Source organism: Stutzerimonas stutzeri RCH2 (assembly GCF_000327065.1).
Classification (GTDB): Bacteria; Pseudomonadota; Gammaproteobacteria; order Pseudomonadales; family Pseudomonadaceae; genus Stutzerimonas; species Stutzerimonas stutzeri_AE.
Window position 1 is genome coordinate 1,100,057 of record NC_019936.1, and the last position, 13,227, is coordinate 1,113,283.

Genomic DNA, 13,227 nt, shown 5'->3' on the forward strand with positions numbered 1-13,227 from the left:
GGGGGAAGAGTCGGGCAACGCCGCAGATGCCTGTCCGAGTGCGGCCGATTTTAGTGGCGGAAGTGGCGCATGCCGGTGAACACCATGGCAATGCCGGCTTCGTCGGCCGCAGCGATCACTTCGTTGTCGCGCATCGAGCCACCCGGCTGGATCACCGCAGTGATACCGGCCTTGGCCGCATTGTCGATGCCATCGCGGAACGGGAAGAACGCGTCCGAGGCCATCACCGCACCCGGAACCGGCAGGCCGGCATGCTCGGCCTTGATCGCGGCGATGCGCGCGGAGTTGACGCGGCTCATCTGGCCGGCACCAACGCCGACGGTCTGGCGGTTCTTGGCGTAGACGATGGCGTTGGACTTGACGAACTTGGCCACTTTCCAGGCGAAGATCAGGTCATGGATCTCCTGCTCGGTCGGCGCGCGCTGGGTGACGATCTTCAGGTCTGCTTCGGTGATCATGCCGATGTCGCGGCTCTGGATCAGCAGGCCGCCGTTGACGCGCTTGTAGTCCCAGCCCGGGCTGCGTTCGGCCGGCCACTCGCCGCATTCGAGCAGGCGCACGTTGGCCTTGCTGGCCACCACGTCACGGGCGGCTTGGGAAACCTTGGGCGCGATGATTACCTCGACGAACTGGCGCTCGACGATGGCCTGGGCGGTTTCGCCGTCCAGCTCGCGGTTGAAGGCGATGATGCCGCCGAACGCCGACTCGCTGTCGGTGGCGTAGGCCAGGTCATAGGCCTTGCGGATGCCGCCTTCGTCTTCCGGTACCACGGCCACGCCGCAGGGATTGGCATGCTTGACGATCACGCAGGCCGGTTTGACGAAGCTCTTCACGCACTCCAGCGCGGCGTCGGTGTCGGCCACGTTGTTGAACGATAGTTCCTTGCCCTGCAGTTGCTTGGCAGTGGCGACGCAGGCTTCGTCCGGCTTCTCGACATAGAAAGCGGCCTGCTGGTGTGGGTTCTCGCCGTAGCGCATGTCCTGCGCCTTGATGAACTGCATGTTGTAGGTGCGCGGGAACAGGCTGCGATTTTCGGTGCTGAGCTGCTCGGTGCTCTGGTCGATGCCGCCGAGGTAATTGGCGATCATGCCGTCGTAACCGGCGGTGTGCTCGAACGCCTTGAGCGCTAGGTCGAAGCGCTGGGCATAGGTCAGCCCGCCGTTCTTCAGGTTGTCGACCACTGCCGCGTAGTCCTCGGCATTGACCACGATGGCGACGTCCTTGTGGTTCTTCGCCGCGCTGCGGACCATGGTCGGGCCGCCGATGTCGATGTTCTCGATGGCGTCCGGCAGGGTGCAGCCGGGCTTGGCCACAGTGGCTGCGAACGGATAGAGGTTGACCGCCACCAGGTCGATCGGCGCGATGCCATGCTCGGCCATCACCGCACCGTCCAGGTCGCGGCGGCCGAGGATGCCGCCGTGGATCTTCGGATGCAGGGTCTTCACCCGTCCGTCCATCATCTCCGGGAAGCCGGTGTAGTCGGCGACTTCGACGGCAGCGATGCCGTTGTCACGCAGCAGCTTGAAGGTGCCGCCAGTGGAGAGAATCTCGACCCCGAGGGCTTCGAGTTCGCGGGCGAAATCGACGACGCCGGTCTTGTCGGACACGCTGATCAGCGCGCGGCGCACGGGAAGGCGGGTGGTTTGGTCGGTCATTGACGTTTCCTAGAGGCTACAGGCTTGAGTCCGCGAAGCAGGCAGGTGCGGACAGCCGCGCCCACCGGCTGTCGCGTCAGAGCAGGTCGTACTGTTTGAGTTTCTTGCGCAGGGTGCCGCGGTTCAGGCCCAGCAGCTCGGAAGCCTTGGTCTGGTTGCCCTTGACGTAGTGCATCACGGTTTCCAGCAACGGCGCTTCCACTTCGGAGAGTACGAGGTTGTAAACGTCCGTGACGTCGGCACCTTCGAGACGGGCGAAATAGTTGTGCAGCGCTTTCTCGACGCTGCCTCGCAGCGTCTGCCCCGCTTCGCTCGGCGTGTTCAGGTGCTGCTTGAGGTTCACGTTGTCACTCACGGATGTTGTTCCACTTACCAATGTTTCATTCAACAGCGTCATGCGGCCACCTCTGTTCCATCCACCGAGCCAGGCCCTGAGCGTTGTTCGGCAAAGAATTGCCGAATGCTGAAGCCCTGTGCATCCCTGTCTTCCAGATGATTGAAACGGGCACGGAAGTCCCGCGCGCCCGGTAGTGTTGCGAGATACCAGCCCACATGCTTACGGGCGATACGGACTCCCATCACCTCGCCATAGAACTCGTGCAGCGCCTGCACGTGCTCCAGCAAGGTGTCTTCGATCTCTTCCAGCGTCGGCGCCGCCAGCAGCTCGCCGGTGCGCAGATAATGCTCCACTTCGCGAAAGATCCACGGGCGACCCTGCGCCGCACGTCCGATCAACAGGCCATCCACACCGGTCGCCCGCAGCACCTGGGCGGCCTTTTGCGGCGAGTCGATATCACCATTGGCAAACACCGGGATCGAAACCGCCTGCTTGATGGCAGCGATGGTGTCGTACTCGGCTTCGCCGGTGTACAGGTCGGCACGGGTGCGGCCATGAACGGCAAGGGCTGCAATGCCGGCCTGCTCGGCAATACGCGCAACGGTCAGGCCGTTCTTGTTCTGCCGATCCCAGCCGGTGCGAATCTTCAATGTCACCGGAACGTCTACCGCGCCTACGACGGCGTCGAGGATCTCCCCAACCAGGCGCTCATCACGCATCAGTGCCGAGCCGGCCGCCTTGTTGCAGACCTTTTTCGCCGGGCAACCCATGTTGATGTCGATGATCTGCGCCCCTAGCTCGACGTTGCGCCGTGCGGCATCTGCCAGCATCTGCGGATCGCCACCGGCAATCTGCACCGAGCGCGGTTCGGGTTCGTCCGCATGCGGCATGCGCAGGCGCGATTTGCGGCTGTTCCACAGGCGCATGTCGCTGGTGAGCATTTCCGAGACCACCAGGGCCGCGCCGAAGCGACGGCATAACTGACGGAACGGCTGATCGGTCACGCCGGCCATGGGCGCGAGGATCAACGGATTGGTCAAGGTGTAGGGGCCGATGCGTACCGCTGACATGAAGATTCCCTGCTTGGGGCCTGCTTGTTAGGTCGATCGGGACTGCAAAAAAGGGTGGGCATAATACCCGCTACGCATGACGGGTTAAAGGCTGTTTTGAACAAATTCTGAACAGCGGTCGCCTTATCGCCGGGAGTTTGGATACGACGGCTTCAGGGCGCGGGCGGGGTCCGGGCGGAGCGGGAAGGGGCGAGCCGCTATTCCGGCGAATGGAAGCTCAGGCTGTAATTTACCGCCTTGGCGCCTGGGTCGAGGATATCCAAGGCAATATGGATGGGCACTTGCGGCGGCATCTGCGAACGTCCCGCGAGCTCGCCGGAAAGGTATTCGCTGGGCTTGAAGCTGCGGCTGGCCAGCAGTTTGCCGTTCAGGTCGGCGAAGCGGATTTCCAGCAGCGGGAACGGTTGCGCGAAGGTGGCACGGTTGTAGAGGATCGCATCCACCACCAGCGCGCCGGTGAAGTCCGGATGGCTGCGTACCACCAGATTGCTGCTCTTGATCTGGTCGATATCGACCAGCGCAGGCAGTTCGCAGCCCAGCGTCGGGCAGATACGCTCGAACCAGGCGCGGTACTGGTGCTGTCGCGACAGCTCTTCGTAGTTGTAGACAACGTACTGTGCACCCAGGGCAAGCACTGCAAGGATATTCAGTGCACCCCAGCCCAGCCAGCGTCCCCAGGGTTTCTTGCGTTCCTGCCAATCCAGCTGCAATGGCTCGTCGTCGAGCTCGAATAGCGGCTCGCCACGCAGGTCCGGCTCACGGCGCGGTGCGGTTGAGCTGGCAGCATCGTTCTCGTTCTCGTTCTCTGAGGCGGTTGAACTGGCAAGCGCAGGCTCAATGCGCTCGCTACGGATCTGCTGCGCCTTGGCCGTCGATAGCGGCACGGAGCTTATCGCCAAAGGGCTTGGTGGCTGTGGCGATTCAGCTGTCACCGGAGTGAAGTGGATCGTCTCCTCGCGCGCACTGTCCGTTGCCGGCCCGACGCCGCGTTCGGCGTTCAGCAGGATCTCGGCCCAGCTTTCATCATGCGCGGAAGCGGTGTCCGCTTTACGGGCAACGGACTCGGATGAGGTTTGGCGGTCAGGTTCCAGGCTGAGCAGGTCACGGGCAAGCTCGCGTTCCTGTTGCTCCAGCTTGGCCAGCTCCTCGTCCAGATCGAGGCTGTCGAGGTCCAGGTCGTCATGGATCCACAGAGTTTCATCGGCTTTTGTGGTTGCGGCTGTGTTGGCGGTGGCGACTCCGGTCGTCTGAGGCCTGGCCGGCGCGGCCTCAGGAGCGCTCAGCGGCTGGGTCGGATTCAGCTCATCGCGCAGCAGGTGGTGGGCTGCGTTGAACACTTCCAGGCAGGCGCCGCAACGCACTGCGCCATGGGCTGCGCGCAATTGGCTGCGGCCGACACGAAAGCGGGTGCTGCAGTTGGGGCACTGGGTGATGAAGCTGGTCATGCGTGTTTCCGCGCGAATGTGCCGGCTAGTCTAGCGTAAGCCAGGCGCAGAACGGCAGTGGGCCGCGGCAGCTGGCATATGGGGGTGCGGGCGGGGTCTCAAGCTGCCTCAGCCGCGGCGGACGCCACTGATACGTACCCAGCCGTCCTTGTCCGCGGTTGGATCGAGCTCGAACGCCTCGTCATAAGCCGCGCGGACGTCTTCCGCTTGCTCGGCCAGGATGCCAGACAGCGCCAGGCGGCCGCCAGGCTTGACCAGTGCAGTGATGCGCGGTGCGAGCGAGACGAGCGGCCCGGCAAGAATGTTGGCGACCACTACATCGGCGGGCTCTTCCGGCAGCTGCTCGGGCAGATACAGGGCGAAACGCTCATCTGCTATGCCATTGCGCATGGCGTTATCGCGCGAGGCGTCCAATGCCTGCACGTCGATGTCGGTGCCGACCGCGTGCTCGGCGCCCAGCAGCAGGCCAGCGATAGCGAGGATTCCCGAGCCACAGCCGAAATCCAGCAGCGACTGGCCATGCAGGGATTGAGCATCCAGCCATTCGAGACACAGTGCCGTGGTGGGATGGGTGCCGGTGCCGAAGGCCAGTCCGGGGTCCAGCAGCAGGTTGACGGCATCGGGCTCGGGTGCCGCGTGCCAGCTGGGAACGATCCACAGGCGGCGACCGAAGCGCATCGGCTGGAAGTTGTCCATCCAGCTGCGTTCCCAGTCCTGGTCCTCGATCACCTCGATCTGATGCTCGGGTAGCTCGCCGCCACACAACAGCTGCAGGTGGGCAAGCAAGGCGTCCGGATCGGTATCGGCTTCGAACAGTGCCAGCAGGTGGGTATGCGACCACAGCGGCGTGGTGTTGAGGTCCGGCTCGAAGATCGGCTGATCTTCGGCGTCCATGAAGGTCACGGAAACCGCGCCCACATCCAGCAGCTGGTCTTCCAGGGCTTCGGCCTGATCGGGGGTGATGGCGAGTCGGATCTGCAGCCAGGACATGGAAGCCTCTCGAATGGGATCGCGGTAAAAGCCGGCAAGCTTACTGGAGGGGGCGTGTCGCGGCCAGCGTGGGCTCGATTCGCGCCTGGCAGAAACGACAGAGGCCGCCCGAAGGCAGCCTCTGTAGTGCAGCGCCGAGCGGGGCTCAGTGCTTGTCCATACCCAGTTTCTTCTCCAGGTAATGGATGTTCACGCCGCCCTTGCAGAAGCCGGGGTCGCGCACCAGATCGCGGTGCAGTGGGGCGTTGGTCTTGATCCCGTCGACGATCAGCTCGTCCAGTGCGTTGCGCATGCGGCCCATGGCCTCGTCGCGGTTTGCGCCGAAGGTGATCAGCTTGCCGATCAGCGAGTCGTAGTGCGGCGGAACCGAGTAGCCGTCGTAGAGGTGCGAATCGACGCGCACGCCGTTGCCGCCTGGCGCGTGGAAGTGCTTCACCTTGCCCGGGCTGGGCATGAAGGTGCGCGGATCCTCGGCGTTGATGCGGCATTCCACGGCATGGCCGCGGATGACAACATCTTCTTGCTTGATCGACAGCTTCTGGCCGCCACCGATCAGCAGCATCTCCTTGACGATGTCGATGCCGGTGACCATCTCGGTAACCGGATGCTCGACCTGGACGCGCGTGTTCATCTCGATGAAGTAGAAGTTGCCGTCTTCATAAAGGAACTCGAACGTGCCTGCGCCGCGGTAGCCGATGTCGATGCACGCCTTGACGCAGCGGGCCTGGACCTTGCGGCGGGCCTCTTCGTCGATCAGCGGGGCTGGGGCTTCCTCGATCACCTTCTGGTGACGGCGCTGCAGCGAGCAGTCGCGGTCGCCCAGGTGAATCGCGTTACCCTGGCCGTCAGCCAGCACCTGGATTTCGACGTGGCGTGGGTTGGTGAGGAATTTCTCGAGGTAGACCATCGGGTTGCCGAAGGCTGCGCCTGCTTCGTTGCGGGTCAGCTTGGCCGAGGCGATCAGGTCCTCTTCCTTGTGCACCACTCGCATGCCGCGACCACCACCGCCACCGGCGGCCTTGATGATCACCGGGTAACCCACTTCACGGGCGATCCGCAGCGCTTCCTTCTCGTCTTCCGGCAGTGGGCCGTCAGAACCCGGAACCGTCGGCACGCCGGCCTGCTTCATCGCATCCTTGGCCGATACCTTGTCGCCCATCAGGCGAATGACGTCGGCGGTTGGGCCGATGAAGGTAAAGCCGGACTTCTCCACCTGTTCGGCGAAGTCGGCGTTCTCGGCGAGGAAGCCGTAGCCGGGATGGATGCCGTCGGCTCCGGTGACTTCGGCAGCGGCGATCAGCGCCGGGATGCTCAGGTAGGACTTGGCAGAGGCGGCCGGGCCGATGCAGACGGACTCGTCGGCCAGCGACACGTGCATCAGGTCACGGTCGGCAGTGGAGTGCACCGCCACGGTCTTGATGCCCAGTTCCTTGCAGGCGCGCAGAACTCGAAGGGCGATCTCGCCGCGGTTGGCGATCAGTACTTTTTCCAACATCGCTGGCTCTCCGCGGTTCAAACGATGGTGAACAGCGGCTGGTCGTATTCGACCGGCTGACCATTCTCCACCAGGATGGATTCGATGGTGCCGCTGATCTCGGCCTCGATGTGGTTCATCATCTTCATGGCTTCGACGATGCAGAGGATGTCGCCCTTCTTCACGCTCTGACCGACTTCGACGAACGCCTTGGATTCCGGCGAGGATGCACGGTAGAAGGTGCCAACCATCGGCGAGCGGACCACGTTGCCGTTCAGCTTGGGTGCGGCAGGAGCAGCGTCAGCAGCCGGGGCAGCAGCTACCGGAGCGGGAGCTGGCGCAGCCGGAGCCTGGGCGTAGATGGGCTGCTGCATCGCAACCTGCTTGCTGTGGCGGCTGATGCGTACCGACTCTTCGCCCTCGTGGATTTCCAGTTCGTCGATACCGGACTCTTCCAGCAGTTCGATCAGCTTTTTGACTTTGCGAATATCCATGAAGCATTGACTCCGAGGTAAGTTCAAAGGGCATTGCTGCTCGCTTCTTCAAGACACGACGCCGTGCGTGCGGGTCCCTCAGGAAGCAGCGAGTTGTTCCAGGGCGGCCTCCAAGGCCAGCCGGTAGCCGCTGGCGCCAAGGCCGCAGATCACACCCACCGCGATATCGGAAAAGTAGGAGTGATGGCGGAAAGGTTCACGCTTGTGCACGTTGGACAGGTGCACTTCGATGAATGGGATGCTCACGGCCAGCAACGCGTCACGTAATGCGACGCTGGTATGCGTGAATGCCGCGGGATTGATCAGGATGAAGTCGACCCCTTCACTGCGAGCGGCGTGGATGCGCTCGATCAGCTCGTACTCGGCGTTGGATTGCAGGTGCAGCAGGTGGTGTCCGCGATCGCGGGCATGCTGCTCGAGGTTCTGGTTGATCTGCGCCAGCGTCACCGCGCCGTAGACGCCTGGTTCGCGGGTGCCGAGCAGATTCAGATTCGGCCCGTGCAGGACCAGAAGCGTGGCCATTGATGTTCCTTGTTTTTCTGGATGCGCTGACCGGCCAATGGCGCGGCTGGATCGCGAAGGGGAAAAACTATGCCCCAAGCGAGGGCTGACTGTCCAGTCATGTCTCGATCGAAGGAAATGCCCGCATTATGTCTGAAGATTGCCGCAATCATTCCATCCGGCAATGAGCGTTCGGCTTGCCGAGAATGAGGCGCGAGCAGCCCCGTCTGCTGGCTAGAGTCCTGCGGCGGCCCGATCCAGCCGCTCGGCGAAGCCGGAAGCGTCTATTTCGCCGACTACGCGCACATCGTCCATCTCGTTACCGCTGCGATCGAAGAACAGGATGGCCGGCGGGCCGAACAGCTTGTAACGGTCCAGCAAGCTGCGCTGGGCTGCGTTGCTTTCGGTGATGTCGAAGCGGATTAGACGATAGTCGGCCAGGCGCGGCGCTACCTGCGGATTGGCGAAGACCTCGCGTTCGATCACCTTGCAGCTGATGCACCAGTCGGCATACCAGTCCAGCATCAGTGGTTGGCCGGCAGCGCGGGCCGCGGCCAGTTGTGCGTCGAGCTCTGCAGGTGTGGAGATCGTGTGCCAGCCTTCGCCGGCCATGCTGCTTGGCGTTGATCCGCCAATGGCATGCGGTAGCGGTCGGAGCGGGTCCGAGCCACCTTGCAATGCGCCGACCCAGGCCGCCAACGCATAGACCAGCAATACCAGGCCGGCGAGTTGGGCGAGCTTTTGCCGTGGTGTCTTGCTGGTGAACTCAAGCGTGCCAAGAAAGACCGCGCTGCCGGCGGCCAGCAGGCCCCACAAGGCTAGCGCCAGCGGGCCAGGCAGTACGCGTTCGAGCATCCAGACGGCGACGGCTAACAGAAGCACACCGAATACGTTGCGCACGCTGATCATCCAGGGGCCGCTCTTGGGCAGCAGGGCACCGCCGCCGGTGGCGAACAGCACCAGTGGCGCGCCCATGCCCAGCCCCAGGGCGAACAACTTCAGGCCTCCGCCCAGTGCGTCACCACTGGCGCTGATGTACAGCAGTGCGCCGGCCAGTGGCGCGGAGACGCAGGGCGATACCAGCAGGCTGGATACCGCGCCGAGCAACGCGGCGCCGGTGAACGAGCCGCCCCGTGCATTGCCGGCGAGGCGGTCGAGGCGGCTGGCGAGCGCCTGCGGCAGGCGCAGCTCGAAGAGTCCGAACATCGCCAGAGCAAATGCTACGAAGAACAGCGCAAACGGGACCAGGACCCAGGGCGATTGCAGGCGCGCTTGCAGATTCAGCTCCGCGCCGAACACGCCCATCAGCGCGCCAAGCAGGGCGAAGCCACCGGCCATGGGCAGTACGTAGGCCAGCGAGAGCAGGAAGCTGCGCATGCCGCCCGGCTGATCACGCAGTACGACGCCGGTGAGAATCGGCAGCATCGGCAGCACGCAGGGCGTGAAGGTCAGTCCCAGTCCGGCGAGAAAGAACAGGGCTATCGACTTCCAGGACAGATCACCCTGGCTGGTCTGACCGCCTGCCGTAGTGGTCGTTGATTCGGCCCCGTCACCAATGCGCAGCGATTCGGTTTCCGGCGGGTAGCAGAGCCCCTTGTCGGCGCAGCCCTGATAGGACACCTGCAGAACGAACGGGCGGTTGTCCGGGTTGGTAACCGGTATTTCGATATCGACGATGCCGTAATAGGCTTCGATCTCGCCGAAATAATCGTCAACCTTGGGCACGCCATCGGGCAGTTTCGCCTCGCCGAGCGTGACGGTCGGTTCGCTGGTCTGGAAGGCAAAGCGGTGCCGGTAGAGGTAGTAACCGTCCGCCGCGACGAAGCGCAGCGTGACTCGCTCGGGGGCTGCTTCGACCAGGCTCAGCCGGAAGGCTTCGCGCACCGGCAGGAAATCGCCACTGTTGTTCAGCGCACCGCCGAGGGTCGCGCTGGGCTTGCTGTCGAACAGGCCGGCGTTGGCGGGAAGCACAAAGAGCAGGAACAGCAGACTCAGCAGGCGAAGCATGGCGATCTCACGGTAAAGCTGTGGCGGCATGATAACCAAGCGCGGGTCTCCGCGCCCGCGTTCAACTGTCGCTCTGCCGATCAGTTTGCAACCAGATGCTCCCTGCTTGTTCGGCGACATCCAGCTGGCGTAGCGCCTGTCCAGCACATGGCCCGGCGACGCACTCGCCGGATTCGATGAGAAACAGGGCGCCGTGAGTCGCGCACTGCAGCAGGCTACCGCTTTCGTCGAGAAACTGGTGGGGCTGCCATTCCAGTGGCACGCCGCGGTGCGGGCAGCGATTCTCGTACAGGTACGGTTGGCCATCCCGCCGAGCCGCGATCACCTTCAGGTCGCCGACAGTGAAGCCGCGACTCTGTCCTTCGAGCAGTTCGGATGTCGCGCATAATCGAATCATCATGTCCTCCACCAGAGGCGGCGATTATCGCCCAGCAAGCTGCCATGCGCAGCCTGATAACGTTCTTCGGGCTGGCGGCGCTCGCAGCGCGCTCTTATCCTTCGCCGCTCATACCGCCTGGCGAAGCACTCCGATGGGTAGTCTGGTTCCCGTGCGCTTTCTGTTTGTCGTGCTCGGTCTGTTGCTGCTGACCGCTATCTGGCTGTCGCTTGCACTGGGGCCGCTGAGCCTGACGCTCGGCGATAGCCTGGCTGCTGCGTTGCGGCTGCTCGGTGCGCCGATCGAGCAAGCCGGGCTGGAGCAGGCGGAGCTGGTCCTTGCAAAGATTCGCCTGCCGCGGACGCTGCTGGGCTGTGCCGCTGGCGCGGTGCTGGCCCTTTGTGGGGTGGCGATGCAGGGCCTGTTTCGCAATCCGCTGGCCGACCCGGGACTGGTCGGGGTGTCCAGCGGCGCAGCCCTGGGTGCCGCGGTTGCGATCGTCGGAGCCACGTTCGTCCCGGCGTTGCCGCTGAGCTGGGAGCCCTACTTGTTGTCGGCGTTCGCTTTCATCGGCGGGCTCGGTGTTACGCTGCTGGTCTATCGCCTGGGGCGGCGCGATGGCCAGACCCATGTGGCCACCATGTTGCTTTCCGGTATCGCGCTCACAGCCCTCGCTGGCGCGGTAGTCGGACTATTCACTTATCTGGCCGACGACCGGACGTTGCGTTCGCTGACCTTCTGGAACCTGGGCAGCCTGAATGGCGCCAGCTACGTAAGGTTGTGGCCGCTGTTGCTGATCACGATCGCCGTGGCGTTCTGGCTGCCGCAGCGGGCAAAGGCGTTGAATGCGCTACTGCTAGGTGAATCCGAGGCGCGCCATCTGGGCTTCAATGTCGAGCGCATCAAGCGCGAGCTGGTCGTCTGCACCGCGCTGGGGGTCGGTGCAGCGGTCGCTGCGGCCGGTCTGATCGGCTTTATCGGATTGGTGGTGCCGCATCTCATGCGCCTGCTAGTCGGGCCCGATCATCGGCTGCTGTTGCCGGCATCAGCGCTTGCTGGCGCCAGCCTGCTGCTGCTTGCCGATGTCGCCGCGCGGCTGGTGATTGCGCCCGCCGAGCTGCCGATCGGCATCGTCACCGCATTGCTCGGTGCGCCGTTCTTCCTTTATCTGCTGCTGCGTGAGCGCGTCTGATGCTGGCGGGTAACGATCTTACGGTACGGCGTGGCTCGATCACTGCCTTGCAAGGCGTGTCGCTGCAGCTGCGCGCAGGGCAGGTGTTTGGTGTGCTCGGGCCGAATGGTGCCGGCAAGAGCACGTTGCTCGCGGCGCTATCCGGCGAACTCAGGCCATCTGCGGGGCACGTCTTGCTGCAGGGCCGCGCGCTCGCTGACTGGCCAGACGTAGAGCGGGCACGCTGTCTGGCGGTGTTGCCTCAGAGCTCGACTCTCAATTTCGCCTTCCGCGTCGCGGACGTGGTCGCCATGGGACGTCTGCCTCATCGCACCGGAGGTCGGGCCGATGCTGCCATTGTCGAGGCGGCACTTGCTGCCGCGGACGCGCAGCATCTGGCCGCACGTAGCTACCTCAAACTCTCGGGCGGTGAACGCCAGCGTGTGCATCTCGCCCGAGTGCTGGCGCAATTGTGGCCGGGCGGGCCGGGGCGTGTATTACTGCTCGACGAGCCCACCTCGATGCTCGACCCGGCGCATCAGCACAGCATTCTCCAGACTGTCAGAGGTTTTGCTGCGCAAGGCGGGGCGGCGTTGGTCATTCTGCATGACCTGAACCTGGCGGCGCGCTACTGTGACCGTCTGCTGCTGCTCAAGAACGGCTGCCCGCAGGCCGAGGGCTCGGTCGATGAGGTGTTGCGTGCCGAGCAGCTGCAAGCGGTGTTCGGCCTCGAAGTGCTGGTGCAGCGCCATCCTGAACGCGGCCATCCGCTGATCATTGCCCGTTGAGGAGGTTCGTCGTGCGCATTGCTCTATTGCTGATACTGGGATTGCTTGCGGGTTGCCAGGCGTTGCCGGCACTGCCTGAATGGCAAAGCCCCGAGGGGCGTGAGCATCCCGATCTTGGCGTGATCGTCGATCTGCAGCGCGATGCCGTGATTACTCCCGCCCAGTTGGTGACGAAACTGCAGGCTTACGATGGCCTGCTGATCGGCGAGCGCCACGACAATCCGGATCATCACGCCCTGCAGCTCTGGCTGCTGCAGGCGCTGGCACAGGCGCGTCCGCAAGGCAGCCTGCTATTGGAGATGCTCGAGCCCGAGCAACAGACACAAGTCGATGCGGTGCGCCGGTATTTGGCGGATGGTCGTGCGGAAGACGATCTGCCACAGGCGCTCGGCTGGCAGAAGGGGTGGGACTGGGAGCTGTACGGGCCGCTGGTCCGTTATGCACTCGACCAACCTTATCCGCTGTTGCATGCCAACCTGGGGCGCGAGGAGATCATGTCGATCTACCGCGCTGCACCGGCACTCTCTGGGCGCGCGTCCGCCACCGATGCGATCCGTGATGCGTTACTGGCGCAGATCGAAGTCTCCCACTGCGGGATGCTGCCCGCGACCCAGCTGCCGGCGATGCTGGCGGTGCAGCAGCAGCGTGATCGGCGCATGGCGGAGCGGATGATCGCTGCACCGAAGCCTGCAATGCTGTTCGCTGGCGCGTTTCATGTGCGGCGTGATCTGGGTGTGCCGCTGCATATCGAGGATCTGTCAGGGGAGCCGGTAGGTGTGCTGATGCTTGCTGAAGTGGGCGAGGCGGTGTCCGCCGCACAGGCCGATTATGTCTGGTATACACCGGCGCAACCGGAGCAGGATCACTGCGCACAGTTGCGCCAGTCGGGCAGGTGAAGCGGCTCGCTTTTATGCAGGCA

The 13,227-nt window shown here is 63.9% G+C and carries 13 protein-coding genes; 3 read left to right on the plus strand and 10 right to left on the minus strand.

Annotation, left to right across the window (positions count from 1 at the left end; genetic code table 11):
* Nucleotides 1–50: 50 nt before the first annotated feature.
* From purH to PSEST_RS04975, 10 genes are all read right to left on the minus strand, one after another.
* Nucleotides 51–1,655, minus strand: coding sequence for a bifunctional phosphoribosylaminoimidazolecarboxamide formyltransferase/IMP cyclohydrolase (gene purH / locus PSEST_RS04930; RefSeq protein WP_015275915.1), 1,605 nt, complete (start codon nt 1,653–1,655; stop codon nt 51–53).
* Nucleotides 1,656–1,731: 76 nt separating this feature from the next.
* Nucleotides 1,732–2,052, minus strand: coding sequence for a DNA-binding transcriptional regulator Fis (fis, locus tag PSEST_RS04935; RefSeq protein WP_003279911.1), 321 nt, complete (start codon nt 2,050–2,052; stop codon nt 1,732–1,734).
* A complete protein-coding gene (gene dusB / locus PSEST_RS04940; protein WP_015275916.1) occupies nt 2,049–3,062 on the minus strand; it encodes a tRNA dihydrouridine synthase DusB in 1,014 nt (337 codons plus the stop codon). The genes fis and dusB overlap by 4 nt, the downstream gene beginning before the upstream one ends.
* A gap of 197 nt (nt 3,063–3,259) precedes the next feature.
* On the minus strand, nt 3,260–4,507 hold the full coding sequence (locus PSEST_RS04945) for a DUF3426 domain-containing protein (RefSeq protein WP_015275917.1): 1,248 nt from the start codon (nt 4,505–4,507) through the stop codon (nt 3,260–3,262).
* A gap of 108 nt (nt 4,508–4,615) precedes the next feature.
* Nucleotides 4,616–5,497, minus strand: a complete 882-nt coding sequence (gene prmA, locus PSEST_RS04950; RefSeq protein ID WP_015275918.1) for a 50S ribosomal protein L11 methyltransferase — start codon at nt 5,495–5,497, stop codon at nt 4,616–4,618.
* Between the two features lie 145 nt (nt 5,498–5,642).
* On the minus strand, nt 5,643–6,992 hold the full coding sequence (gene accC / locus PSEST_RS04955) for an acetyl-CoA carboxylase biotin carboxylase subunit (RefSeq protein ID WP_015275919.1): 1,350 nt from the start codon (nt 6,990–6,992) through the stop codon (nt 5,643–5,645).
* A gap of 17 nt (nt 6,993–7,009) precedes the next feature.
* Complete coding sequence (gene accB, locus PSEST_RS04960) at nt 7,010–7,465, minus strand: acetyl-CoA carboxylase biotin carboxyl carrier protein (protein ID WP_015275920.1); 456 nt, start codon at nt 7,463–7,465, stop codon at nt 7,010–7,012.
* A gap of 78 nt (nt 7,466–7,543) precedes the next feature.
* Nucleotides 7,544–7,987, minus strand: a complete 444-nt coding sequence (gene aroQ / locus PSEST_RS04965) for a type II 3-dehydroquinate dehydratase (RefSeq protein WP_015275921.1) — start codon at nt 7,985–7,987, stop codon at nt 7,544–7,546.
* A gap of 213 nt (nt 7,988–8,200) precedes the next feature.
* The gene (locus PSEST_RS04970; protein ID WP_080602165.1) at nt 8,201–10,003 is read right to left on the minus strand and encodes a protein-disulfide reductase DsbD; all 1,803 of its coding nucleotides are present in this window, start codon (nt 10,001–10,003) and stop codon (nt 8,201–8,203) included.
* Between the two features lie 31 nt (nt 10,004–10,034).
* On the minus strand, nt 10,035–10,370 hold the full coding sequence (locus PSEST_RS04975; protein WP_015275923.1) for a Rieske (2Fe-2S) protein: 336 nt from the start codon (nt 10,368–10,370) through the stop codon (nt 10,035–10,037).
* A 133-nt stretch (nt 10,371–10,503) separates the two neighbouring features.
* Here PSEST_RS04975 and PSEST_RS04980 point away from each other — a divergent pair, with 133 nt between their 5' ends.
* The 3 genes from PSEST_RS04980 to PSEST_RS04990 are packed head-to-tail and all read left to right on the plus strand — an operon-like array spanning nt 10,504 to nt 13,204.
* Nucleotides 10,504–11,541 (plus strand): FecCD family ABC transporter permease, encoded by a 1,038-nt coding sequence (locus PSEST_RS04980; RefSeq protein ID WP_015275924.1) that lies wholly within the window; start codon nt 10,504–10,506, stop codon nt 11,539–11,541.
* On the plus strand, nt 11,541–12,308 hold the full coding sequence (locus PSEST_RS04985; RefSeq protein WP_015275925.1) for a heme ABC transporter ATP-binding protein: 768 nt from the start codon (nt 11,541–11,543) through the stop codon (nt 12,306–12,308). Before PSEST_RS04980 ends, PSEST_RS04985 begins: the two co-directional genes overlap by 1 nt.
* Nucleotides 12,309–12,319: 11 nt before the next feature.
* Nucleotides 12,320–13,204: a ChaN family lipoprotein gene (locus PSEST_RS04990; RefSeq protein ID WP_015275926.1), complete on the plus strand. Its 885-nt coding sequence runs from the start codon at nt 12,320–12,322 to the stop codon at nt 13,202–13,204.
* The last annotated feature ends 23 nt before the right edge of the window (nt 13,205–13,227 follow it).